Raw genomic sequence first — 24,686 nt, forward strand, 5'->3', positions numbered from 1 at the left:
AAATGCTTTCGCAATAAGGCTTCGCTCGACATTGCCGTATGTGTTGCCACACTTAGGTTTCATCGAATTTGACACCATCCCTTACACAGTTTCCACGTGTAAGGCACATTTGAGAAATATGAGTCCTCTGCTCTAACCAACTGAGCTAACGCCCCTTAAAAAGTGATTGTACGTGGTCGTTTTTATATAAAAACAGCCCTCAAAAGTGTGTAAGCGGTGTGTAGTGTTTTATACACAGGCTTAAGACACGCAACTTGTTGTTTTATAAGGGTTTTTTACGATTATGAGAACTTTTTTAATAGATTATGAGTCCTCTGCTCTAACCAACTGAGCTAACGCCCCTTAAAACAGAGTGATTCTAGGCGCTAGACCGCCCCGAATCGGGCGCTCAACCATGAAGCAGACTTCAAAGACGATGCAAAAGTCACTTATTGAAGTTGAGACCTTGTAAGCCGTTGATTTCAATGGGAATTTTATTAATTACAAAGTTATCAACCCATTGATGCATCTTCTGCTCCAACCAATGAAGTCATCGCTCCAACACAAGCAATAGCTATGAATGGGGCTGAATCAGGACATTCAAGTATTCCGCTGTGAGGTCGAAACATCTGTGTACGGCACTGATTTCAGCGCCACAGATCGTATTGACACACGCCATGACCTTCGAGATTCTCAGCTCTCTCAAGAGCCACATCATTCGCTGGCCACGCCATTTATTGATGGCTGGCGGCCTTTGCTTGCTCGTCGCATGTGGCGGCGGGGGCGGCGGCGGGGGATCAACCACGTCAGCCACATACACAGCACCCGCAGCACCGCAACCCAGTTTGGTCAGGACAGATGGTGGTAACACTACGAACCCAGGTTATCCAGCCCTCTTTGTGCCATTGTTTAGTTACGGCGCAGGTAGCTTGAGCGCAAGTGACGGCTCTTTCACAAACAGAACTGTTAATTCTGGCGAGGCCATTCGAGTTACGCCATTAACAAATACGACGTACACACTTGTTGTCAGCTATCAAGACCCAACGACTGTTCGTCCTTCGATACTGCAAACTGCACCTGTGACACTTAGTGTGAGTGTGAACACGCCACCAGCCATCGTGCCAGACGTGATATTGGACATTTCAGCGAATACCGTTTTACGCGGTGGCTCAGTCACATTGACGCCAACTTTCCCGACACATCCAGATCTCACAATTGATACGGCTACGACTGGCATAGTGACAGGCAACGATGAATCCACATTCATTCGCATGAGCTCAGGGGCCAGCACGACAATCACTAACCTGCAAGCTGACACGCCATTCAAACTTCGCGTCACTTATATAGACAATCGATATTCATCTCATCCTAGCTATATCAAGACTGCCGAACAAATTGTTTCCATAACAACAGGTGCAGGAACAATTGGCACGGCCGCAGATATGAATATTGCGCGAAGCGATTTCACGGCAACGCCGCTTTACAACGGTCAAGTTTTAGTTTGCGGTGGCGTGAACAACGCAACTCCAGGTGTTTCTACCGTTTTAAATTCCTGCGAACTCTACGATCCGTTCTTCGGCACATGGACGGCCACGCGTCCTATGGCAACCGTTCGTCGCGGACACACTGCAACTTTATTGAGCAGCGGTAAGGTCTTGGTGGCTGGTGGTTACGACGGCACTGTCGCTACAACTGCGCTTAAGACCACTGAAATTTATGACCCAGGCAGCAGATCGTGGTCTGCAGGCACTCCCCTGATTGAGGCGCGTACAGGCCATACGGCAACCTTGCTCAACAGCGGAAAAGTGCTGATCGCAGGAGGTGCAGTGAGCTCTGGCAAAGGCACAGTGGTGGAGTTGTTTGATCCGAGCACATTAACGGGCATCATGACAGCTACTGGTAGTTTGAACGTTGCACGACAACAGCACACAGCAACGCTATTGCCAAACGGACAAGTCCTTATCGCTGGCCGTAACGACAGCGAGGGTGCACCGCGCAATACCAATGGTGACTTGGTGGATTCAACAACCACCGAAATTTACGATGATGTTGCAGGCACATGGAGCTTAGGCCCGGTCATGAACGTGGGCAGAAAAGCTCATGCAGCAACACTCCTCAATCCAACTTACAGCACTGCAACAACTGCTAACACTGTGGTTTCAAAATTCCAAGTGCTGATTACAGGTGGATCTGGGAATTTGGCCAGCAGCAAGGCCGAAATATTGACTCGAACCGTCACGATTGCGACGGCTGCAGTCACCACTGGCGGCGTCACCACCCCTGCAGTCACAACCACGGCTTGGACTAAAGGCTCACTCATTACGATGCCGGAAGAACGATCATTCCACACAAGCACACTGCTGGACTCTGGTGATGTACTGCTAACTGGTGGCAAGAACTTACTTTTAAATGATGTAATCAGCACTGATGTATTTAAGCTAGACACTACAACGTTTGCGGATCATTCAATTCAGAAAAACTTGAACTTTGCACGCTCTATGCACAGAAGCGTTAAGTTAACAAGTAGTTCTGTTTTGATCATGGGCAACTACTACACCACTGCTGGCACAGCTGATAAAAAAGCTGAGCTGTGGTCTCCACAATAATCAAGTTATTGCGTCGCAAGCCGATTCATGGTTCAACAATCTTCTTTCACGAATGGTGCCTTATGAAAAAACTTCTCACATTGGCCGCTTTGGTAGTCGGCGCACAGGCAAGCTTTGCTCAGCCAGCCAAGCCTAGCTACTCCTACTATGAAGGCATCAACCTCAGCATGGGTGTGGCTCAGAACTCCACTGAAACTACGCCCTCCTCAGCAACGGCCAAGAGCAACACCAGCTTAGGCGTTGCAAAGATCAACTACACATTCGCTTTGGCATACCCAGCCAAATTGGGCGTGAGCGCTACCTTTGATTTGAAAAACTCCAAAGTTAGCGATACAGAATATTTAGCCATCAGCTCGCCCACCGAAGTCAGCATTGAGCCTGGCATTTTGCTCATCAGCAACTCGTTGCTCTATGGCAAGCTGGGTACCTATTCAAGCCGCTACGAAGCAGGTGGCAACCCAAGCCGCAACTTAAGCGGCATGAGCTACGGCGTTGGTATCAAACATTACGTTTATGGTCAAAACTTCATTCAAGGCGAATTGACTCAGCGCACAGCAGACGGCGGCGCAGGATTGGCTGGCGTGAAATTCAAACAGGGTCAGGCTGCGCTTTTGGTCGGCTTCAATTTCTAAGCGACTCCGGCTTTAAATCAGCGAGGGATTTATCATCCCTCGCATGAAACTCTCCCCCAGAGCCCTCGGGCTCACCTGCGCTGTATTGACGGTGCTCATCTGGTCGTCCTTCATTGTGGTGGCCAGAGCATCGGCAGCGCACACCCTTCTCCCCCTCGACATAGGTTTTCTGCGCATCCTCGGCGCGGGCTGCGTGTTGCTGCCTTGGGGTTGGTGGCTGATGCGTACTCAGCGTCAGTCGGGTGAACGTTCTGGCTCCTTCATGGGCTTATCGCCCCTGCCGTGGCGCATCACGGCGCTGGGTGGTTTCTTTGGCAGCATGCTCTACGCCATGCTGGCCTATTCAGGCTTTTTCTTTGCACCCGCAGCACATGCCTCGGTGTTGATGCCAGGCAGTTTGCCGCTGTGGACATCACTGTTAGCCATCGTGGTGCTGCATGACCACATCACACGCGCTCGTGCCATCGGCCTCGCTTGCATTGTCTTGGGAGACCTTTTTGTGGGCGGAGCCAGTTTGCTCAAAGCCTTTCATGGTGGCGAAGTCTGGAAGGGCGACTTGCTCTTCATGAGCGCTGCCTTTTGCTGGGCTTGCTACACCGTGCTGGTGCGCCGTCATTCACTCGACCCTGTGCGCGCCACCATCGCCATCACCGCATTTTCGTGCACCACCTTTATTCCAGCTTATGCCTTGGCGTCTTATGCGGGTTGGGTACCTAGCCATCTGTCTATCGCTCCAGTTGGAGAAATGGTGTTTCAAGCGATATACCAAGGCATTGGCTCTGTTGTAATTTCAGGCATTACCTTCAACGTGATGATTCGCCACTTTGGCCCCGTACGTTCAACCATGATTACCGCCTTAGTGCCGGGCCTGTCTGCGTTAGGTGCGGTGGTATTTTTGAATGAGCCGATGAGCCTGAACTTGCTGGCAGGCTTGGCCATGGTGACTTGCGGCATTTTGTTTGGCGTGCGCTTGCCAAAACCTTAAGCCGCTTATTTGTGGCTGAGGGCGTTGCTCACCAGCTTGGACGTGATGTCCACAATTTGAATCATGCGGTCATAAGCCATGCGCGTAGGGCCAATCACACCCAGCGTACCCACCACTAGGCCGTCTACCTCGTACGGAGCACTGACGACCGACAGCTCTTCCATCGGAACAATTTTGCTTTCGCCGCCGATGTAGATACGCACACCTTCGGCTTGCGCTGAGCTATCCAACAAACGCACCAACTGCGCTTTTTGTTCAAACAAATCAAAGGCGCGACGCAGGTTGCCCATGTCGCTAGAGAAATCGCTCACTGACAGCAAGTTGCGCTCGCCGCTGATGATCACGTCATCTTGCACCTGGGTGAGCGCCTCGGTGCTCACCTGCACCGCAGCCTGCATGAGTGTGGCAATTTCACCGCGCAGCGACTCCACCTCGGCCAGCAGTTTTTCGCGCACTTGCTCAATGGCCATGCCTGCGAAATGATGGTTCAAGTAGTTTGACGCCTCCACCAGCTGCGAGGCGGTGTAGTCAGTCTCGGTAAACAACACGCGGTTTTGCACATCGCCCTCAGGCGACACGATGATGACCAACAAGCGGCGATCCGACAGGCGCAAAAACTCAATATGGCGAAAGACCGAGCTGCGCTTGGGTGCAATCACCACACCCACAAAGTGCGACAAGTCCGACAGCAAATGCGCCGCGTTGGCAATTACTTTTTGAGGCTGGTCAGGCGCTAGCGTGGGGGTTTGCATGTGACCGCGCTCGGCGGTCAGCATGGTGTCTACAAACAAGCGATAGCCCAAGGCTGTGGGAATGCGGCCTGCCGAGGTATGGGGGCTTGCAATGAAGCCTAACTCCTCCAAATCGGACATCACATTGCGGATGGTGGCAGGCGACAGTTCAATGCCAGTGGCGCGAGACAACGTGCGCGAACCGACGGGTTGCCCGTCGGCGATATAGCGCTCTACTAGCGCTTTGAGCAATAACTTGGCGCGATCGTCTAGCATGGTCATCCTGTTGTCGAATTTTAGTGATGTAATTTGCCTATGAAATCAAAGTTTCGTCAGATTGCCTTGCTTGGGAAATACCACTTGAACTCAGGTTCAAGCGCTAGCCCATCTTCTCGCCAAACCTTAGAGAGCATTGCCGAGCTCTTGCACACACTCGGCTGCGAAGTCATCCTAGAGCATGACACAGCCGCCGGTTCTGGTCTGAACGGCTACACCGTGAAGACCACCGAAGAAATCGGCAAGTCTTGTGACTTGGCCATTGTGCTCGGCGGCGACGGCACGATGCTAGGCTATGCACGTCAATTGGCACCGCACAACGTGCCGCTAATTGGTATCAACCAAGGCCGCTTAGGCTTCATCACCGACATTCCTCTGAGCGAAGTAAAAAACACGCTCACCACCATGCTCAGCGGCGGCTACGAAGAAGATCGACGTGCTCTGATGCGCGCCAAAGTGTGGCGTGATGGGCATTGCGTGTTCAATGCACTCGCTTTGAACGACGTTGTGGTCAACCGCGGCGCGACCAGCGGCATGTTGGAAGTGCGTGTCGCTGTGGATGGCCGCTTCGTGGCGAACCAACGTGCCGACGGTTTGATCATTGCCACCCCCACTGGCTCTACCGCTTACTCACTGTCGGTCGGCGGCCCCTTGCTTCACCCATCGCTACCTGCTTGGGTTTTGGCCCCGATTGCGCCGCACACGCTGTCAAACCGCCCTATCGTGTTGGCTGACACAGGCGAGGTCACGATTGACCTCGTGGCCGGTCGCGACGCCAGTGCCAACTTTGACATGCAATCGCTCGCATCGCTCTTGATTGGCGACCGCATCACCGTGAAGCGCTCCAACTACCACGCCACCTTTTTGCACCCACGCGGCTGGAGCTATTACGACACCCTGCGCCAAAAACTGCACTGGAACGAGGGCGGCGCATGAGTTTGCAACATATCGTTTTGCGCGATTTTGTGATCGTGCGCGAACTGGACCTCGATTTGTCGAGCGGCTTTTCTGCGCTCACCGGCGAGACCGGTGCTGGCAAATCGATTTTGATAGACGCCTTGCAATTGGTGCTGGGCGCACGTGCTGAAACCAGCGTGGTGCGAGAGGGCGCAGCCCGTGCCGAAATTTGCGCCGAGTTTGACACCACACCCGAGATCGTGAAGTGGCTGGATAACGAAGGCTTTGCAGACATCGCCACCGAAGACCAACTACTCCTCAAACGTACGATTGATGCACAAGGCAAAAGCCGCGCGTGGATTAACGGCAGCCCCGCCACCGCCACCCAACTGCGCGCCTTAGGCGACATGGTGCTCGACATCCACGGCCAACACGCCTGGCAAAGCCTGACCCGTCCTGATGCAGTGCGCGGCTTGCTCGACGCCTATGCAAGCGTGACGCTGCAAGGCCTGACCCAAACATGGACGCAATGGCGTCAAGCCACCCAAGCCCTTCACGAAGCACGCACCGCACAAGCCACACTGCAAGAAGAGCGCGAGCGTTTACTGTGGCAAATTGCCGAGGTCGACAAGCTGAGCCCCGCCGAAGACGAGTGGGACGAGCTCAACAGCCAACACACGCGTCTGTCCAACGCACAAGCCTTAATGGATGCCGCACAAGCGGCCATCCAATCGTTAGAAGACGACGACAGCGGCGCACTGCGCCTGTTGGCCAAAGCGCAAGACGCGCTGCAAGACCAAACCGATGTAGAGCCCGAATTCACCGCGCTGGTGGATGTGCTGGCCTCTAGCCTCGCGCAAGCGGGCGATGTGGCGCATTCGCTCAACGCCTATTTAGGCCGCACCGAACTTGACCCCGCACGCTTGCAAACGTTGGACGACCGCATGTCGTTGTGGATGTCTTTGGCGCGCCGCTTCAAGCGCACGCCGCAAGAACTCCCTGCGCTCTACCTAGAGTGGAAAACCCGTTTGACGCAGCTCGATGCTGCAACCGACCTTGAAGCGCTTGAGGCCAGAGAAGCCAAAGCTGCAGCCGCGTACCAAACAGAAGCTCGCAAAATTTCGCAAGCCCGCACACAAGCCGCACCCAAACTCGCCACCGCCATTACCCAAGCCATGCAAGGCTTGGGCATGCAAGGCGGCCGCTTTGAGGTGCAGCTCGACAAGACCGAGCAACCCACAGCCAGCGGCCTTGAGAGCATCACCTTCTTGGTGGCTGGCCACCCCGGCAGCACGCCGCGCCCTGTGGGCAAAGTGGCTTCGGGTGGTGAGTTGTCGCGCATTGCTTTGGCGATTGCCGTAACCACCAGCGAGCTGGGCACGGCGCAAACCCTGATTTTTGACGAGGTTGACTCTGGCGTGGGCGGCGCAGTGGCCGAAACCGTCGGCCGCTTGATGAAGCAGCTAGGCATTGACCGCCAAGTGCTAGCCGTGACCCACTTGCCACAAGTTGCCGCGTGTGCGGATCACCACTTGGTAGTGTCCAAACACAGCGATGCGCAAGGCACATCGAGTCAAGTCAACGCCCTGAGTGCCGATGCACGGGTGAACGAAATTGCACGCATGCTGGGCGGCGAAAAGGTGTCAGACACCACCCTCGCCCATGCGCGTGAAATGCTTCAAACCTCTGCGAAGACTGGCAAAAAATGAAACAAGAACTGGTGCTCATCACAGGCATGTCCGGCTCGGGCAAGTCTGTGGCGCTGAACGCGTTAGAAGACGCGGGCTACTACTGCGTGGACAACCTCCCACCCGAGTTGCTGCTGCCATTCGTGCAACTGGAACAGCAACAAAGTATCAGCAAGGTAGCCATCGCGATGGATGTACGAAGCGCCAGCTCTTTGCCTTTGGTCCCTGCTCAGCTCGCTCATCTGCGAACAATGGACGTGGATGTACGTTTGCTGTTCTTAGACGCGACCACCGAAATTTTGGTGCACCGCTTTTCAGAAACACGCCGCCGCCACCCCCTCTCGCGCCAAGATGGTCAAGACGTGATTCGAGATCAACAACGTGACTTGGTCGAAGCGATTGAGCATGAGCGCGAGCTGCTGTCCGAGCTGCGGGAAGAGTCGCACATCATCGACACCAGCTTGTTGCGCAGCAGCAAGTTACAGGGCTACATCAAGTCGCTCATTTCGGCGCCAGCCACACAGCTGACGCTGATGTTTGAATCCTTCGCCTTCAAGCGCGGCATCCCCGTGCATGCCGACTACGTGTTTGACGTGCGCATGCTGCCCAATCCGCACTATGAACCCGCCTTGCGCCCGCTCACGGGTCGCGATGCGCCTGTGGCGGACTGGTTAGCCGAACACGGCGCGGTGGAAAAAATGGCCAGCCAAATCACCGACTTCATGAATACCTGGTTGCCTGACCTCAACCAAGACCACCGGAGCTATGTGACCGTGGCCATTGGCTGCACCGGTGGACAACACCGTTCTGTTTATTTGGTGGAGTTGCTATCCAAGCGCTTTGCCAAAGAGTGGGTCACGCTCAAGCGTCACCGCGAACTAGACGTTGCGCCTTAATTCGTCAGCAGCTTACGAATAGGCGCAGGCAGACCCAGCGCTGGCCAGTCGGACTTAATCACCCACTGCCCCTCACCCATCGCAGCGCCCAACTTCACAGAACTTGGCAAACTCAAATGCACGGGATGCAAGTGCAAATCCTTGTGCGTCAGCACATGCTTAAACACCGTGCCATCCTGCAGCTGCGTGCGGAACTTGGCGGGCAAAGCCGCCACCAAAGCCTCAAAACTTTCAAACACAGGCAAGCAATACAAACCCGCCCACACGCCGGTTTGCGGGCGCTGCATCAGCCAAACATCGCCATTGCTAGTCACGGCGTGCAGCAACCACAACTGCTCTGACGTGCGTTTGAGTTTGCGTGTTTTCACCGGATAGGCTTCGGGCTGGCCTTCGTCCTTGGCCACGCAAGCATCGGCAACAGGACATTGCGCACATTGCGGTTTTTTGGGCGTGCACACAGTGGCCCCCAAATCCATCACCCCTTGGGTATAGCGCGGCATGGCATTTTTCACATCACACTGGGGCAACATGGTTTGGGCGATGGCCCACAGTGCTTTCTCTACCTTCGTTGAAGCCAAATCATCTTTGAAGCCCAAATAGCGTGTGAGCACGCGCTTGACGTTGCCATCCAAGATGGCAATGGGTTCGCCAAAACACAGCGAAGCCACCGCCGCTGCGGTGGAGCGGCCAATGCCGGGCAAGGTTTGCAAGGTTTCAGAATCACGCGGAAACACGCCACCGTGCAAAGCGACCACATCCTGCGCCGCACGATGCATGTTGCGAGCGCGGCTGTAGTAGCCCAAGCCACTCCACAGGCCCAGCACTTCGTCTTGATGCGCAGCGGCTAAATCTGCCACGGTGGGAAAACGCGCCATGAAACGCGCAAAGTACTCACGCACCGTGACAACTTGCGTTTGCTGCAACATGATTTCCGACAGCCACACGGCATACGGGTCTTGCGTGTTTTGCCATGGCAGGTCATGACGGCCATGTTTTTTTTGCCACGCCACCACGGTGTCGCCAAAGCTCTTTATCGTCGTCATGGTTTTTGGCACACGGTGCAGTAATAGGTCGAACGCTGGCCTTGCTGAATGCGGCGGATCGTCGTACCGCACACGCGGCATGGCTCGCCCACGCGGTCATACACATGGGCTTCGAGTTGAAAGTAACCGTTCTTGCCGTCGGCGGCAGAGAAGTCGCGCAAAGTGCTGCCACCTTTTTTGACGGCACGGGTCAACACATCCATCACGGCCAAGCGCAGCTTTTCAGCACGAGGTCGACTGATGCGATCAGCGCGAGTGGTGGGACGAATGCCTGCCAAGAACAAGGCTTCTGACGCATAAATATTGCCCACACCCACCACCAACTCCCCAGCAAGCAACACCTGCTTGATGGCAGATTTGCGTTTGCGCAAACCGGCATGAAAGGCCTCTAGCTCAAAGCCACCGTTCAAAGGCTCCACACCCAAGTGGCCCAGTAGTTTGACTGCTTCTGCACTTTGCTCACTGGGCGCAAACACCACCGCGCCAAAGCGGCGTGGGTCGTTCAAGCGCAGCAAGCCTTGAGTGGTGTCTAAATCAAAGTGATCATGTGCTTGTGCTGCACTGCGGTCGTTACCAAACAGCAAGCTACCCGACATGCCCAAGTGCCAGAGCAACAGACCATCGTTCAAATCGACCAACAAATACTTGCCACGGCGTCGCACGCCCAACACTTGCCGACCCACCAATGACTCAGGCTTGCAGCCCAAAGACCAACGCAAGGGCTTGCCTACGCGCACCCCAGTCACGCGCGCGCCTGCTATGCGATCGGCAAAGCTCAGGCGGGTCACTTCGACTTCGGGTAATTCAGGCATAGGTGGGCAAGGAAAATGTGTCAGCGATTATGATGCGAGTATGAAATTCCCCTTGTCCGCCGCCCGTCTTTGGGCCCTGCGTATCACGCTAGTCACCGCGGCTTCTTGCGCCGCTCCCATCATCGGCCATGCGCAAGCCAGCGATTCCGACAAGACCGAAAACTCTGCCATGAACGGCGAGTTGCTTTATGAAATTTTGCTTGGCGAGATGAACCTGCGCCATGGCGAGCCTGCCGCTGGTTTTTCACTGTTGCTCGATGCAGCACGCAAATCCAATGATGTAGCCTTGTATGACCGTGCAGTGGAAATTGCGTTGCAAGCGCGTTCAGGCGATGGCGCATTGATGGCTGCACGCGCTTGGTCAAGCGCTTGGCCACAAGACCGCAAGGCCAACAACCAAGTGCTGCAAATTTTGTTAGCGCTCAACCAAGTCGTCGAGAGTTTAGAGCCGTTGAAAAAGGAAATTGCATTAGCACCCGATACCGAGCGTGATGCCGCGATCAACCTCATCCCTCGCCACTACGCACGCGTCACCGATAAAAAGCGTGCAGCTGCCGTGGTAGAGCAAGCGCTTGAGCCCTACCTGAACAAAAGTAACACCACGGGTGCTACCGCTTGGACCAGTTTGGGCCGTATGCGTTTGGCCAGCGATGACTTTGCTGGGGCTGTCGACTCAAGTAAAAAAGGCCAAGCCGCCGATAGCAAAGCCCAAGGCCCTTTGCTGCTGGCGATGGAGTTGATGAGCAAAAATGTTTCAGGTGCCGAACTCTTGGTTCAACAAGGCTTGCGCAAACAAGACGGTTCAGAAATGGCCATGAGCTATGTACGCGTACTGATTGAGTTAGAGCGCTACAAAGAAGCCACCGAACAATTGCAAGCCATCACCCGCAGAGACTCCAAACTAGCGGATGCATGGCTGGTATTGGGCTCCCTGCAATTTGAACAAGGCCAAGACAAAGATGCGGAAGCCTCATTGGCCCGCTATGTGATCTTGGCCAGCAACACACCTTCGGACACCAGCACGCGAGGCTTAAACCAAGCCCAAACACGTCGTGCTGCACTGCTGGCTCGCCAAGGCAAGATGAGCGAAGCGCGTGAACTGATTCATCAAATTCCAGCCAACAACGCCGATGAGCAGCGCAGCCGCGTGTTGGCTGAAGTACAACTTTTACGTGAACACCGCCAATGGCAAGCTGCCTTTGATTTATTAGCGGCCAACAGCGGCGGCGACACCGACCTCATTTACGAACAAGCCATGTTGGCTGAAAAGCTCAATAAGCTCGATGACATGGAAAAGCTGCTGCGCAAAGTCATTGCACAAAACCCCAGCTACTACAACGCTTACAACGCATTGGGCTTTTCATTGGCAGATCGCAATATTCGACTGCCTGAAGCCAAACAACTCATCGTCAAAGCTCTGACCTTTGCACCAGATGATCCGTTCATCACCGACAGCTTGGGTTGGGTCGAGTTCCGCATGGGCAACCTCGGTGCTGCACTGACTTACCTGCAAAAAGCCTACAAAGACCGTGCTGATGCTGAGATTGCAGCCCACTTGGGTGAGGTACTTTGGAAGATGAAGCGCCAAGACGAAGCCTTCAAAATCTGGCGTGAGGGCCTGAACAATGCACCTAACAACGAGACCTTGCAAGAAACTTTGCAACGCCTCAAACCTGCGCTGTAAACCATGCGCTGTTGGTGGATTGCTTTGCTGATGAGTACGTTGCTGGTTGGCTGCGCCACGCCTAGCCGCACGGCCAAGTCTTTTAGCACCGAGCAAGCCAACATGCCTGAATGGCAAGGCCGCATCAGCGTGCAAGTATTGGGCGACACCCCCTCATCGATGAGTGCCAGCTTCTTGCTGCGTGGCGATGCGAAAAACGGCGAGTTAGATTTGTATTCACCGCTGGGTACAACCCTCGGCGCACTGCAATGGACACCTCAACTGGTGCAGCTCAGCGATGGCGGCAAGCACCAGTACTTCAACTCCCTGGCTGAACTGACTGAAAAAGCCACGGGTGCTGCATTGCCCGTTGAAGCCATCTTTGGTTGGCTACAAGGCCAACAGGTCAATATCAGAGGGTGGCAGGCTGATTTATCTAGCGTGTCGCAAGGCTCACTCTTTGCACGTCGGACAGAACCAGCGCCCGAAGTGACGCTGCGCATCAAACTCGACCAGTAAAACATGCGCTCGCTACACAACGTCTTAGCCCCTGCCAAGCTCAATCTGTTTTTGCACATCACTGGGCGACGCGATGATGGTTACCACTTGCTGCAATCGGTCTTCATGCTGATTGACTGGTGCGACACCCTGCACTTTGATGTGCGTGACGACGGTGTGATAGAGCGCGAAGACCTCAACGTGGTGCTGCCTGCCGATGATTTGGTCATGCGTGCCGCGCAATCACTGCAACGCGCCAGCGGCACGCCCTTGGGTGTGCACATCGCGATTGAAAAATACATCCCTGCCCAAGCTGGAATGGGCGGAGGCTCATCCGATGCAGCAACCACCCTGCTGGCCCTCAACCGTTTGTGGGGCTTGAACTGGCCGCTCTCCAAACTCATGCCTTTGGGGTTGGCACTGGGGGCTGATGTGCCGTTTTTCTTAAGTGGTCACAACGCTTGGATTGAAGGCATTGGCGAACAAATTACGCCCATTGATGTGCCTGCCGCGCGCTTTGCCGTGGTCAAGCCCAACGCGGGTTTGGAGACAGCCAAAATTTTTCGCGCACCAGAGCTGCAAAGGGCTACAGAAACTGCTACAATGCCGTTCTTCGCTGCTAATCCGTACGGTTTTGGTCGTAATGATTTGCAGCCAGTAGCTCAGGCGTTGTGCCCAGAGATTACCGAAGCCATTCAATGGTTAGGCTCTTTTGGGTTAAGCCCTCGCATGACAGGCTCTGGCAGCGCAGTGTTTGCCCAGTTACCCGATGGTGTGCTGATTGATTCAGCCCCACACAACTGGCAAATGCGGATATGCAGCAATATGGCAGTTCATCCACAAGCGGGTTGGGCAGCCAGTGAAAGTTAACGGTTGGTCGCTGCAAAGCGCCTGACCTGTGTAGGGGAGTCGCCAAGTTGGTTAAGGCACCGGATTTTGATTCCGGCATTCGAAGGTTCGAGTCCTTCTTCCCCTGCCAAATTTCTTAAAAAGCACATCCGTGCTTGGTTTGCAAGTGACGACTTATTGCGTCATTGGTCTTGAAGCGAAAGTCACACGTCATCATGTCGAACCACACCCCCGACTTCATGGTCTTTACCGGCAATGCCAATCCTACTTTGGCCGCCGAAATTGCAACCCACCTCGGCATCGAAGTAGGCGCAGCCCATGTGGGCCGCTTCTCTGACGGCGAAGTCACCGTTGAAATCAACCAAAACGTGCGTGCCCGCGATGTGTTCGTGGTGCAAAGCACATGCGCACCCACCAACGAAAGTGTGATGGAGTTGCTGATCATGGTCGACGCTTTGAAGCGCGCCTCAGCAGAGCGCATCAGCGCGGTCATCCCCTACTTCGGCTATGCCCGTCAAGACCGCCGCCCACGTTCAAGCCGTGTGCCAATCTCTGCCAAGCTGGTGGCAGATTTGTTGCAAACCGCTGGCGTGGCCCGCGTGTTGACCATGGACTTGCACGCTGACCAAATTCAAGGTTTCTTCGACATTCCCGTCGACAACATCTACGCATCTCCCGTTTTGTTGGGCGACTTGCGCACGAAAAACTACGAAGACCTGATCGTTGTGTCACCCGATGTGGGTGGTGTGGTGCGCGCCCGCGCTTTGGCCAAGCAACTCGGTTGCGATTTGGCCATCATCGACAAGCGTCGTCCCAAAGCCAACGTGTCTGAAGTGATGAACGTCATTGGCGACATCGAAGGCCGCAACTGCGTGATCATGGACGACATGATCGACACCGCAGGCACTTTGGTGAAAGCCGCTGAAGTTTTGAAAACACGTGGTGCCAAGAAGGTTTACGCCTACTGCACACACCCCATCTTCTCTGGCCCTGCGATTGAACGCATTGCCAAAGGCGATGCCCTCGACGAAGTTGTGGTGACCAACACCATTCCTTTGAGCGAAGCTGGCCGCGCCTGCAAGAAAATCCGCCAACTCACCGTGGCTCCGTTGATCGCCGAAACGATCCAACGCATTGCCAGCGGCGAGTCGGTCATGAGCTTGTTCTCCGACCAAGACCAGCTGTTCTAAACAGCCAGCGTCCAAGTCGTCGAACATCGACCCCGGGCTGCATTCATGCAGCCTATTTTTGAAACTGGAATCACACTGGTCGCGGTGGGTTCTTACTGGAGTTAATTATGAAATTTGTCGCTTTTGAGCGCGCTAAGCAGGGAACGGGTGCGAGCCGCCGTCTGCGTATCACTGGTCGTACACCTGGCATCGTCTACGGTGGCGCTACTGAACCTTCATTGATCGAAATCGATCACAACGCCTTGTGGCACGCTTTGAAGAAAGAAGCTTTCCACGCTTCTGTCTTGCAGATGGAATTGAACGGCAAAACAACCGAAGTGTTGTTGCGCGACGTGCAATACCACCCCTTCAAGCAACTCGTGTTGCACATCGATTTCCAACGCATCGATGCCAACACCAAGATGCACAAGAAAGTGCCATTGCACTTCAGCGGCCAAGAAGAGTCTCCAGCTTTCAAACTGGACCACTGCTTGATCACTCACGTGGCTACAGAATTGGAAATCTCTTGCATGCCTAAAGAGTTGCCAGAGTTCATTGCTGTGGACTTGAGCAAGTTGACCAAAGGTCACTCTTTGCACGCCAGCGACATCGTCTTGCCAAAAGGCGTGACTGCTGTGATCCACGGTAAAAACAACCCTGTGTTGGTTTCTGTTGTGGCTCCTAAAGCTGAAGCTGAAGCACCTGCTGCTGCCGCCCCAGCTGCAGACAGCAAAAAGAAAAAGTAATCTCTTCGTAGATTGCTACAGCGGCCCACCTCGGTGGGCCGTTTTCATTGGTGCGCACTCATTGATAATTCACACATGATCAAGCTCATTGTTGGCCTGGGCAACCCCGGCACTGAATACGAAGCCACACGGCACAACGCTGGTTTTTGGTGGGTCGACATGGCCGCACGCGACCTGAAAGTGTCGCTACAACCCGACCGCACCTATCACGGCTTGGTGGCTCGCACATCGGTCAAAGGCGAGAACGTGTGGCTCTTGGAGCCACAAACTTTCATGAACCTCTCGGGTAAGTCGGTGGGTGCACTGGCGCGGTTCTTCAAGATACAGCCACAGGAAATTTTGGTGGTCCACGACGAGTTGGACATCACGCCTGGCGAAGCCAAACTCAAACTCGGCGGCAGCCATGCTGGCCACAATGGCCTGCGCGACATCCATGCACAGCTCGGCACAGACCAATACTGGCGACTGCGCATTGGCATTGGCCACCCCGGTGTGAAATCAGAGGTTGCGAATTGGGTGCTGAAAAAACCAGCCCCCGACCAACGCACCGCCATTGAAGACTGCATCACACGCACCAGCTTGGCCTTGCCGCATTTGCTTGCGGGCGACATCGTGAAAGCCACGCAAATGATTCACACCGCCAAGCCGCCCCGGCCCAAACCACCTCGGCCGGCCACGCTGCCTGGCACTGAGAAGACAGGGGCTGCGAATGTTGAGACGACACACACCAAAGGGGCTGAGCCCAAGTAATTTTTTGTGGGCATGGCTGCGACGCGGCACAGGTCTTAGCCATGCGCAGCGCTTAACTGTCTACATCAGCTTTATTTTTTACGCTATTGCGCCGACACAAGCAGACACGATTTACCGCTGCGGCGAGGCGTACAGCACATCGAACCAATGTGGCAACACAACCGCCACAGAAGTCAAACCAACTTCGGCACTGCACACCACTGGGCAGGACAAAAACAACATGGCAAACAGTGACTTGCGCGAGGCGCAATCTCTAGAAAAGCAACGGCTGCAAGCCGAGCGTCAAGCAGCACAATCCACCCCCATCAGGCTCAGCGCGCCCCCTCCACCCCTTGCCAGCACCAAAAGCAATGAACCACTCACCAATGGCAAGAAACACCACGGCAAACAGATCCGAAAGCCAAACAGCCCCTACTTCACAGCCGTAAATCCGAAGGCTGAGCCCAAAAAGAAAAGCACCGCCAAAGCGGTGCCTGCTACCTCTAACCCCTAAAGCACAACGCGCTTCAAGGCCAACTTTGAATTACTGCGCGGACTGCTGCAACAAACGAAACTTCGCCAGCAAAGCATCACGCCCCTCTACCCGTTCGGGGTTCACAGGAATGCACGCCACAGGGCACACCTGCACACATTGGGGCTCGTCGAAATGGCCCACGCACTCGGTGCATTTATCGGGGTTGATTTCGTAAATCTCTGGCCCTAAGAAGATGGCTTCGTTCGGGCACTCGGGCTCACACACATCGCAGTTGATGCATTCATCGGTGATCATCAAGGCCATAAAAAATCCGTCAGTGGGCTAAACAAAGAAGCAATTATCCCCGCTCACCTGCGGTTACCCAAGGGCGCGGTGCTTAGGCCACACCGTTGACATGTGTTTGTGCAGCGAGTTGCTCACGCACTTCAAGCAAACGCTGTTGGCTGTACACAGGTTGATCAGGTAAATCGGCCAAGTGCGCGGCATCGGCCCAGAGCTGAATGTGCAGCCCACCATCGCGCCAAGCCACTTGATTGAGCCCTGCATTAGGAATGTCACACACACGCGGGCCGCTGAGCGACAAAGCCTGCGCATGACGCCACACCATATCCAGCACGCCGCCATGCGTGACCACCACTACATGCTCGCCCGCGTATTGCTGGGCTAGGTCTTGCAATGTGGCAATCACACGGTCATGAAAAGCGCGCGTGGTTTCAGCGCCCTCCACGGCCTCGTCGGCATCAAAGGCCAACCAACGTTGCCAGGCCTCAGGGTGTTGCGCTTGAATGTCGGGACTGCGCATACCTTCAAACACACCGTAGCACTGCTCGCGCAAACCTGCATTCAAGATACAGGTGTGGCCCAGCACCTCGGCCACGGGCTGGGCAGTTTGTTGGGCACGCAGCAAATCACTGCTGATGAGTCGGGTAGGCACACGGCCCTGCGCTTGCCATTCGGCCAAGGCTTGCACCATGCGTGTTTTCAAACGCTGGGCTTGTTCTAAGCCCATCTCGTTGAGCGGCACATCGAGTTGTCCCTGAAACCGAAGCTCGCGGTTCCAAGCGGTTTCGCCGTGGCGGATGAGAAGAAAGTCCGTCACTTCACCGCACGCTTGGCCAACAAGCGCTGGTAAACACATGCCGACACCAAGTTCTGCCCATCGTCGCCAGCACCCAGTAAAGAGATTTCGCGCACAAAGGTGCTAGAGATGAATTGGTATTTGGCGCTGGGCGTCAGAAACACCGTTTCCACCTCAGGCATCAGTTCGCGGTTCATGCCTGCGAGTTGAAACTCGTAGTCAAAGTCGGTCACCGTGCGCACACCGCGCACCATCACGGTGGCGTTGTGGCTTCGTACAAAGTCGCGCGCCAAGCCGGTGAAGGGCACTACTTCGACTTGGGGGTGTGCGGCCAACGCTTCACGCGCCATGTCCATGCGCTCCTCCAAGGTGAACAAGGTTTTCTTGTGGTGGGCGGTGGCCACTGCCAAGATGACTTTGTCAAACATGGCCGCCGCGCGCAACACGATGTCTTCATGGCCCAAGCTGATGGGGTCAAAGGTGCCGGGGTAAATGGCAACGACTTGCTTAGACATGGGCACTCCTACGTGTTTCTAAATATCAAAACTGATTATGCAATTCGGCGCAGCAAATGCGCATGCACCGCGCCAGCCTTGAGATGACGGTGCAAGCTCAGACCCATGGGCGTCAGCTGCTCGTCCGTCCACGCCACAGGCGCTTCAAGGTACACATAGCCATCAGCCTTCACCGCCTTGCCTGCGGCTTGCAACGCGGGCTCAAACAAATTGCCATCAAACGGTGGGTCAATGAAAATCAAGTCCACGCTTGATTCGCTGAGCTGCTTCAAGCACGCCACACCATCGGTGCGCAACACATGCACGTTGGTGGCCTTGAGGCGGTTGACTTGCGTGCTGAGTTGCGCCACCAAAGCGGGGTCAAGTTCGCACACCTGCACATGGGCTGCGCCACGAGATGCGGCTTCAAAGCCCAAAGCACCTGTGCCCGCAAACGGGTCCACACAACGCCAACCCAAGAGTGATTGGCCCAACCAGTTGAACAAGGTTTCGCGCACGCGGTCTGGCGTGGGGCGAAGGCCGGGCTTCAAGGCCACGGGCAATTTGGTGCGGCGCCATTCGCCGCCGATGATGCGCACCTCGCCTGCACCTTTGTGCCGCTTCTCGGCGACAGGTTTGACGGGTGGAGTGTTGAAAGATTTTGGTGTGCGGGTTTTCATAGAATGGACTGATTCTAGAAACACCCACACATGTTTAGCTTCTTCAAGAAAAAAATCGCTGACCAACCTGCGCCCGAGACAGCAGGCAGCACCACCACAGCTGAGAGCGCTGCATCCACCGAAGCCCCCCCACAGCAGATGCCCGCCGAGCGCCCCCGCGCCAGCTGGCTTGCCCGCTTAGGCACTGGCCTGCGCCGCACTGGCCAAAGCATCAGCACGGTGTTCACGGGCACGCAGATTGATGACGAGCTCTATGAAGAACTTGAAACAGCCCTGCTCATGGCCGATGCTGGCGTGCAAGCCACCGAATATTTGCTGAAAGACTTGAAGCAGCGCGTCAAAGACACCGCCACCACCGAGCCCTTCGCCGTGAAGGCCTTGCTGGCTGCCTCGATTGCACAGCTGCTCAAGCCCCTAGAGATGCCACTCGCCATCGGCGCACACAAGCCCACCATCATCATGGTGGCCGGCGTGAACGGTGCAGGCAAAACCACCTCCATTGGCAAGCTCACCCGCCACTTGAGCGACAGCGGTGCCTCCGTTTTGTTAGCGGCAGCCGACACCTTCCGCGCTGCTGCCCGTGAGCAGCTGGCCGTTTGGGCGACGCGCAACACGGTGGAAATCGTCAGTCAAGAAGGCGGCGACCCCGCCTCTGTGAGCTTTGATGCCGTCACCGCAGGCCGCGCACGCGGCAAAGACGTGGTGTTGGTCGACACCGCAGGCCGCCTACCCACGCAGCTGCACCTGATGGAAGAGTTGAAAAAGATCAAACGTGTGGTGCAAAAAGCCGAACCGACAGGCCCGCATGAAGTATTGCTAGTGATTGACGGCAACACCGGCCAAAACGCGCTCGCCCAAGTGAAGGCGTTTGATGAAACGCTGGGTTTAACGGGCCTGATCGTTACCAAGCTCGACGGCACAGCCAAGGGCGGCGTGTTGGCTGCTATTGCGCTGTGGGGCCAAGGCCGCGCGGCTGAGGGCGGATCGGTCGTGCCTGTGTACTTCATTGGCGTGGGCGAAGCCGTGGAAGACCTCGAAACCTTCAACGCCCAAGAGTTTGCTGACGCCCTCTTGGGCTAAGGCTTAATCGCGCTTGAGCACACCTTTCAAGCTCTCGCGCCAGCGACCGCAGCTCTCATGGGCCTCCACCACGGGATAGCTATCCATGCGGCCTTGCTTGCGCGTGAGCGGCGGCTGAATGTAATAGCCCAAGCCGCAACGCAGATGGGTTTCAGATGAGTCGGAATTGAGCACATGCGCGCAGCTCTTGCAGCACTGCACGGCAATTCGCTCCAAGGTCATGGGGGGCATAACGGGCTCCTTAAATACTGTGATTAAATTCAGTATATGTTAAAAAACACAGTATTTCTAGAGCGCCTTTACCAAGGGTTAACCCATAAACTCAGCAGGGTTTAGCACTCTTGGTGCAGGAGTGCTAATATACGTTTTAGTTATCCGAAAGGACTAATTCAATGACTGCAATCACCCAACAGCCACACGCTATCACCAATCCTTGGGGCTTGGTACCGTCGCTGGGCAACCTTGATGCCTACATCACCGCTGCCAACCGCTTGCCCATGCTCACGCTTGAGCAAGAGCAGGAGTTTGCCCGTCAACTCAAAGACAACAACGACCTCGAAGCCGCTGGAAAGCTGGTGCTCTCGCACCTGCGTTTGGTGATCTCGGTGTCACGCCAATACTTGGGCTACGGCCTGCCCCATGCAGACCTGATTCAAGAAGGCAACATCGGCTTGATGAAAGCCGTCAAACGCTTCGACCCCGATCAAGGCGTGCGTTTGGTGAGCTACGCCATGCACTGGATCAAGGCCGAAATTCACGAATACATCCTGAAAAACTGGCGCATGGTCAAGGTGGCCACCACCAAAGCCCAGCGCAAATTGTTTTTCAATCTGCGTTCTATGAAGCAGGGCTTCAAGTCTGACGCGCTCGACAACACGCATCGCAACACCCTCAACCCACACGAGGTGAATGCGGTGGCAACCAAGCTCAACGTCAAGCCCGAAGAAGTGCTGGAGATGGAAATGCGCATGTCCGGCGGCGATGTGCTGCTAGACCCAACGCCCAACGAAGACAGCGACGAAGCCTTTGGCCCCATCGCCTACTTGACCGACACCAACCACGAGCCCACCGCCATGATGGCTGCGCACCAGCGCGATGTGTTGGCCTCTGACGGCATTGCCGCTGCGCTGAACGTGCTCGACGAGCGCAGTCGCCGCATCGTGGAAGAGCGTTGGCTCAAAGTACAAGACAACGGCTCGGGCGGCATGACGCTGCACGACTTGGCAGCCGAATACGGCGTCAGCGCTGAACGCATTCGCCAAATCGAAGTGGCTGCCATGAAGAAGATGAAAGCTGCTCTGGCTGAATATGCTTAAAGCACCAAGGCCGCGATAGGCCAGACAACAAAATAAAAAGGGCCGCCATGTTTTACATGGTGGCCCTTTTTTCAATCGTCATCGCATGATGACACCCAGTGTTAATTACTGAACGCAGCAATCCCTGTGATGGCACGCCCCAAGATCAGCGCATGCACATCATGTGTGCCCTCGTAGGTGTTGACCACCTCCAAGTTCACCAAGTGGCGCGCCACACCAAACTCATCGCTGATACCATTGCCGCCCATCATGTCACGGGCCATGCGCGCAATGTCCAGCGCCTTGCCGCAGCTGTTGCGCTTAAGGATGGAAGTGATGTCCACCGAAGCAGTGCCTTCGTCTTTCATACGGCCCAAACGCAAACAGCCCTGCAAGCCCAATGAAATCTCCGTCATCATGTCGGCCAGCTTCTTTTGAATCAGTTGGTTGGCTGCGAGTGGGCGACCAAATTGCTGACGGTCCATCACGTATTGACGTGAACGGTGGAAGCAGTCCTCAGCCGCACCCAGTGCGCCCCAAGCAATGCCATAGCGCGCACTGTTCAAACACGTGAACGGACCTTTGAGTCCGCGCACATCAGGGAAGGCGTTTTCTTCTGGCACAAACACCTCGTCCATCACGATTTCGCCGGTGATGGATGCACGCAAACCCACTTTGCCGTGAATGGCGGGAGCACTCAAACCCTTCCAGCCTTTTTCCAAAATGAAGCCGCGAATCGCGCCTGAATCATCTTTGGCCCAAACCACAAACACATCGGCAATGGGGCTGTTGGTGATCCACATCTTGGCGCCTGACAGCGAATAACCACCCGCTACTTTCTTGGCTCGCGTGATCATGCTGCCGGGGTCTGAGCCGTAGTTGGGCTCTGTCAAACCAAAGCAACCAATCCACTCGCCAGTGGCGAGCTTAGGCAAGTACTTTTGCTTTTGCGCTTCAGAGCCAAACTCGTTGATCGGCACCATCACCAAAGACGATTGCACGCTCATCATTGAGCGATAGCCCGAGTCCACACGCTCCACCTCGCGCGCCACAAGGCCATAGCACACGTAGTTCAAGCCTGCACCGCCATAAGCCTCAGGAATCGTGGCACCCAAGAGGCCGAGTTCTCCCATTTCTCTAAAAATGGTGGCGTCCATTTTTTCGTGACGAAAAGCTTCAAGCACGCGAGGTGCTAAGCGCTCTTGGCAATATGTTGCAGCGGCCTCTTTGACTTGACGCTCATCGGCGGTCAATTGCGCATCGAGTTGAAACGGATCAGCCCAAGAAAAATTGGTAGAACTCATCGGATGACTTTCTTGCTAAAAAATTGGAAATTAAAGAATCAATCCAGCTTTGCGCCAGACAACTTCACCACACGCTCCCACACAGGAGATTCGGTTTTATAAACAACAGAGAACTGCTCAGGCGTATTGCCCACAGGCATGAACCCCATCTTATTAATTCGATCTTGTGTTTCTGGCAACGCCACAATGGCGCGTACCTCAGCTGACACGCGTTGTAAAACATCATTTGGGGTCTTGGCAGGGGCCGCCATCGCGATCCAACCCGTCACTCGAAAGATGTCGTCCTTGAGTCCTTGCTCACGCATGGTGGGCACGTTGGGCAACACGCTCATACGCTGCTCACCTGTCACCGCGATGGAACGCAACCTGCCACCATCGATGTACGGCTTTGCAGTTTGCGCACTGGCAAAGGCGAAATCAATTTGTCCGCCCACTAAGTCTTGCAACATGGGGGCCTCGCCTTTGTAGGCGGCGTGCGTCATGTCTGCATTCAAATTTTGGCTGAGGTAAGCACCTGCCAAATGGGCATATGAGCCCATGCCCCAAGAACCATAAGAGAGTTTCTTTGGGTTCTTCAGAATATGCGCCTTCAAGTCGTTGGCATTATTGATGGGTGAATTGGGGTTGACCAATAGCGTGACAGGGGCCAAAGCCAGTTGCGATACCAACGCAAAGTCACGGCTGGGGTTGTAGGGCAATTTCTCGTACAAAAACTGATTGATGAGTATCGTGGTGCCCAGTGAAATCAAGAAGGTGTAGCCATCAGGCGCAGATTTAGCCGCGGTATCTGTGCCCGTGACACCGCCAGCTCCAGCTCGGTTGTCGATCAAGACAGGCTGCCCTAAACGATCCGAAAGTTTTTCAGCCAGAGTACGCGCAATGATGTCTGTAGCGCCGCCGGGTGCATACGGAACGATCAACTTAATTGGCCTTGATGGGTAGGTCTGTGCGTGCGCATAAAAGTTCACACAAGTTGCCATCAATGCCATAGCAGCATTGACCATTAATTGACGACGTGATTTATTCTTTAACAAGGTTGTCTCCTGTTTTGTCAATCGTTAGAAACGCTTCGATCTCTAATCACCCGCCCCCACTTGGCGTAGTCATTCTGAACACGTTGTCCCATTTGAATGGGTCCTTCAAAGTTGGCAATGCAACCTGCTTCGCGCAATCGTTCTTGCACTTCCTTCTCAGACAAGATGGCTTGTATTTCAATGGCTAATTTATCCACGACAGCTTTGGGGGTGCCTTTGACGACAAGCAAACCGCCCCAAGACACCGCGTCATAGCCTTTGATGCCTTGCTCAGAAATCGTCTTCACATCGGGCACCACACTCACCCGTTGGGGTGAGCCAATGGCAATCGCTCGTAACTTGCCCGACTTGATGTGTGGCAACGCAGCCACCAAATCTGAATACATCACGGGCACCACGCCACCGATCGTGTCGGTGATGGCGGGTACGCCGCCTTTGTAGGGCACGTGCTGCATTTCAAAACCAGCCAGCTGTTGCAACAACTCCATGCTGAGGTGGCCAAAACTGCCCACGCCTGAGCTTGTGTAGTTCATGGGCTTGGGTTGCGCTTTGGCGTGCGCGATGAGCTTGGACAAGTCGGTCACATCAGGCAGCAGTGTGGGGTTGACCACAATGACGATGGGCAAGTCATACACGGTGGCCACAGGCATGAAATCTTTGGTGGTGTCGTAGCCTGCCGATTTGTTGAAGTGAGGCGCCAGCATGGTGGGCGTGGCCAACATCATCAAGGTGTTGCCGTCAGGTGTGCTTTTGGCCACTTGTGCGGCGGCAATGGCGCCTGAAGCGCCTGCGCGGTTTTCAACCACCACGGTTTGTTTGAGACGTTCAGCCAAGCGTTGTCCGACGATGCGCGAGGCTGTATCTGTCGGGCCGCCTGCTGGAAATGGCACGATCAGTTTGATGGCTTTGTCAGTTGCACTCCCCTGCTGCGCCTGCACACCAATGGCATGCCCACCGAACAGAGCCCCCATCAAGACCCAGCGCAACATGCAACGCATTGTGTGTTTAGAAAGCATAGGCATCTCC

At 55.0% G+C, this 24,686-nt stretch carries 26 protein-coding genes and 1 tRNA gene; 16 read left to right on the top strand and 11 right to left on the bottom strand.

The features are described from left to right. Window positions 1-908 precede the first annotated feature (908 nt). From B9Z35_RS07345 to B9Z35_RS07355, 3 genes are all read left to right on the top strand, one after another. The gene (locus B9Z35_RS07345) at window positions 909-2,585 is read left to right on the top strand and encodes a kelch motif-containing protein (RefSeq protein WP_158268125.1); all 1,677 of its coding nucleotides are present in this window, start codon (window positions 909-911) and stop codon (window positions 2,583-2,585) included. A gap of 62 nt (window positions 2,586-2,647) precedes the next feature. Then, a complete protein-coding gene (locus B9Z35_RS07350) occupies window positions 2,648-3,217 on the top strand; it encodes a hypothetical protein (RefSeq protein ID WP_108283056.1) in 570 nt (189 codons plus the stop codon). Between the two features lie 43 nt (window positions 3,218-3,260). After that, on the top strand, window positions 3,261-4,202 hold the full coding sequence (locus tag B9Z35_RS07355; protein ID WP_199219787.1) for a DMT family transporter: 942 nt from the start codon (window positions 3,261-3,263) through the stop codon (window positions 4,200-4,202). A gap of 5 nt (window positions 4,203-4,207) precedes the next feature. Here the strand turns inward: B9Z35_RS07355 and hrcA are convergent, their stop codons facing one another. After that, window positions 4,208-5,209 carry a heat-inducible transcriptional repressor HrcA gene (gene hrcA, locus B9Z35_RS07360; protein WP_108283497.1) on the bottom strand — a complete coding sequence of 334 codons (1,002 nt, stop codon included), beginning with the start codon at window positions 5,207-5,209 and terminating at the stop codon, window positions 4,208-4,210. 39 nt (window positions 5,210-5,248) lie between these two features. Between hrcA and B9Z35_RS07365 the strand changes: the two genes are divergently transcribed. Genes B9Z35_RS07365 through rapZ form a run of 3 tightly spaced genes read left to right on the top strand, consistent with a single transcriptional unit; the run spans window position 5,249 to window position 8,690 of the window. Further along, window positions 5,249-6,145: an NAD kinase gene (locus B9Z35_RS07365; RefSeq protein WP_108283058.1), complete on the top strand. Its 897-nt coding sequence runs from the start codon at window positions 5,249-5,251 to the stop codon at window positions 6,143-6,145. Beyond that, window positions 6,142-7,815 (top strand): DNA repair protein RecN, encoded by a 1,674-nt coding sequence (gene recN / locus B9Z35_RS07370; RefSeq protein WP_108283059.1) that lies wholly within the window; start codon window positions 6,142-6,144, stop codon window positions 7,813-7,815. Before B9Z35_RS07365 ends, recN begins: the two co-directional genes overlap by 4 nt. Next, window positions 7,812-8,690, top strand: coding sequence for an RNase adapter RapZ (gene rapZ, locus B9Z35_RS07375; protein ID WP_108283060.1), 879 nt, complete (start codon window positions 7,812-7,814; stop codon window positions 8,688-8,690). Before recN ends, rapZ begins: the two co-directional genes overlap by 4 nt. Here rapZ and mutY read toward each other — a convergent pair. Together mutY and mutM are read right to left on the bottom strand one after the other, a co-directional pair. Next, window positions 8,687-9,733 (bottom strand): A/G-specific adenine glycosylase, encoded by a 1,047-nt coding sequence (mutY, locus tag B9Z35_RS07380; protein WP_108283061.1) that lies wholly within the window; start codon window positions 9,731-9,733, stop codon window positions 8,687-8,689. The two genes, rapZ and mutY, sit on opposite strands and share 4 nt — an antisense overlap. Then, entirely contained in the window at window positions 9,730-10,545 is an 816-nt protein-coding gene (gene mutM, locus B9Z35_RS07385; protein ID WP_108283062.1) for a bifunctional DNA-formamidopyrimidine glycosylase/DNA-(apurinic or apyrimidinic site) lyase, read from the bottom strand. The genes mutY and mutM overlap by 4 nt, the downstream gene beginning before the upstream one ends. A gap of 40 nt (window positions 10,546-10,585) precedes the next feature. Between mutM and B9Z35_RS07390 the strand changes: the two genes are divergently transcribed. The 8 genes from B9Z35_RS07390 to B9Z35_RS07425 all read left to right on the top strand — a co-directional run bounded on the left by B9Z35_RS07390 (window position 10,586) and on the right by B9Z35_RS07425 (window position 16,713). Then, window positions 10,586-12,229, top strand: coding sequence for a lipopolysaccharide assembly protein LapB (locus B9Z35_RS07390; protein WP_108283063.1), 1,644 nt, complete (start codon window positions 10,586-10,588; stop codon window positions 12,227-12,229). A 30-nt stretch (window positions 12,230-12,259) separates the two neighbouring features. After that, a complete protein-coding gene (locus tag B9Z35_RS07395; RefSeq protein ID WP_158268126.1) occupies window positions 12,260-12,727 on the top strand; it encodes a lipoprotein insertase outer membrane protein LolB in 468 nt (155 codons plus the stop codon). Window positions 12,728-12,730: 3 nt separating this feature from the next. Next, the gene (gene ispE / locus B9Z35_RS07400; protein ID WP_108283065.1) at window positions 12,731-13,576 is read left to right on the top strand and encodes a 4-(cytidine 5'-diphospho)-2-C-methyl-D-erythritol kinase; all 846 of its coding nucleotides are present in this window, start codon (window positions 12,731-12,733) and stop codon (window positions 13,574-13,576) included. A 32-nt stretch (window positions 13,577-13,608) separates the two neighbouring features. After that, a tRNA-Gln gene (locus B9Z35_RS07405) sits at window positions 13,609-13,685 on the top strand. Window positions 13,686-13,767: 82 nt separating this feature from the next. Continuing rightward, window positions 13,768-14,745 (top strand): ribose-phosphate pyrophosphokinase, encoded by a 978-nt coding sequence (locus B9Z35_RS07410; RefSeq protein ID WP_108283498.1) that lies wholly within the window; start codon window positions 13,768-13,770, stop codon window positions 14,743-14,745. Window positions 14,746-14,852: 107 nt separating this feature from the next. Beyond that, a complete protein-coding gene (locus tag B9Z35_RS07415; protein WP_108283066.1) occupies window positions 14,853-15,470 on the top strand; it encodes a 50S ribosomal protein L25/general stress protein Ctc in 618 nt (205 codons plus the stop codon). A 75-nt stretch (window positions 15,471-15,545) separates the two neighbouring features. Beyond that, window positions 15,546-16,220, top strand: coding sequence for an aminoacyl-tRNA hydrolase (gene pth, locus B9Z35_RS07420; RefSeq protein WP_108283067.1), 675 nt, complete (start codon window positions 15,546-15,548; stop codon window positions 16,218-16,220). Next, window positions 16,180-16,713, top strand: a complete 534-nt coding sequence (locus B9Z35_RS07425) for a hypothetical protein (RefSeq protein ID WP_146178965.1) — start codon at window positions 16,180-16,182, stop codon at window positions 16,711-16,713. Before pth ends, B9Z35_RS07425 begins: the two co-directional genes overlap by 41 nt. A gap of 30 nt (window positions 16,714-16,743) precedes the next feature. On the opposite strand, the gene B9Z35_RS07430 is transcribed toward B9Z35_RS07425, so the two are convergent. The 4 genes from B9Z35_RS07430 to rsmD form a co-directional block, all read right to left on the bottom strand. Beyond that, entirely contained in the window at window positions 16,744-16,998 is a 255-nt protein-coding gene (locus B9Z35_RS07430; RefSeq protein WP_108283069.1) for a YfhL family 4Fe-4S dicluster ferredoxin, read from the bottom strand. 73 nt (window positions 16,999-17,071) lie between these two features. After that, a complete protein-coding gene (locus tag B9Z35_RS07435) occupies window positions 17,072-17,794 on the bottom strand; it encodes a histidine phosphatase family protein (RefSeq protein WP_233246505.1) in 723 nt (240 codons plus the stop codon). After that, the gene (gene coaD / locus B9Z35_RS07440) at window positions 17,791-18,288 is read right to left on the bottom strand and encodes a pantetheine-phosphate adenylyltransferase (protein WP_108283071.1); all 498 of its coding nucleotides are present in this window, start codon (window positions 18,286-18,288) and stop codon (window positions 17,791-17,793) included. Before coaD ends, B9Z35_RS07435 begins: the two co-directional genes overlap by 4 nt. Window positions 18,289-18,323: 35 nt before the next feature. Beyond that, a complete protein-coding gene (gene rsmD, locus B9Z35_RS07445; RefSeq protein WP_108283072.1) occupies window positions 18,324-18,947 on the bottom strand; it encodes a 16S rRNA (guanine(966)-N(2))-methyltransferase RsmD in 624 nt (207 codons plus the stop codon). Window positions 18,948-18,977: 30 nt separating this feature from the next. On the opposite strand from rsmD, the gene ftsY reads away from it, so the two are divergent. Continuing rightward, window positions 18,978-20,027 carry a signal recognition particle-docking protein FtsY gene (ftsY, locus tag B9Z35_RS07450; protein ID WP_108283073.1) on the top strand — a complete coding sequence of 350 codons (1,050 nt, stop codon included), beginning with the start codon at window positions 18,978-18,980 and terminating at the stop codon, window positions 20,025-20,027. A 3-nt stretch (window positions 20,028-20,030) separates the two neighbouring features. Here ftsY and B9Z35_RS07455 read toward each other — a convergent pair whose 3' ends face one another. Beyond that, entirely contained in the window at window positions 20,031-20,258 is a 228-nt protein-coding gene (locus B9Z35_RS07455; RefSeq protein WP_108283074.1) for a hypothetical protein, read from the bottom strand. A 161-nt stretch (window positions 20,259-20,419) separates the two neighbouring features. On the opposite strand from B9Z35_RS07455, the gene rpoH reads away from it, so the two are divergent. Then, window positions 20,420-21,343 carry an RNA polymerase sigma factor RpoH gene (gene rpoH / locus B9Z35_RS07460; RefSeq protein WP_108283075.1) on the top strand — a complete coding sequence of 308 codons (924 nt, stop codon included), beginning with the start codon at window positions 20,420-20,422 and terminating at the stop codon, window positions 21,341-21,343. A 101-nt stretch (window positions 21,344-21,444) separates the two neighbouring features. Here the strand turns inward: rpoH and B9Z35_RS07465 are convergent, their stop codons facing one another. The 3 genes from B9Z35_RS07465 to B9Z35_RS07475 form a co-directional block, all read right to left on the bottom strand. Continuing rightward, window positions 21,445-22,626, bottom strand: coding sequence for an acyl-CoA dehydrogenase (locus B9Z35_RS07465; RefSeq protein WP_108283076.1), 1,182 nt, complete (start codon window positions 22,624-22,626; stop codon window positions 21,445-21,447). Window positions 22,627-22,664: 38 nt separating this feature from the next. Continuing rightward, entirely contained in the window at window positions 22,665-23,615 is a 951-nt protein-coding gene (locus B9Z35_RS07470) for a tripartite tricarboxylate transporter substrate binding protein (protein WP_233246506.1), read from the bottom strand. Window positions 23,616-23,677: 62 nt separating this feature from the next. Continuing rightward, window positions 23,678-24,649, bottom strand: coding sequence for a tripartite tricarboxylate transporter substrate binding protein (locus tag B9Z35_RS07475; protein WP_233246507.1), 972 nt, complete (start codon window positions 24,647-24,649; stop codon window positions 23,678-23,680). Between the last annotated feature and the right edge of the window lie 37 nt (window positions 24,650-24,686).

The sequence above is a fragment of the Limnohabitans sp. Jir61 genome (assembly GCF_003063545.1).
In the GTDB taxonomy this organism is placed as follows: Bacteria; Pseudomonadota; Gammaproteobacteria; order Burkholderiales; family Burkholderiaceae_C; genus Limnohabitans.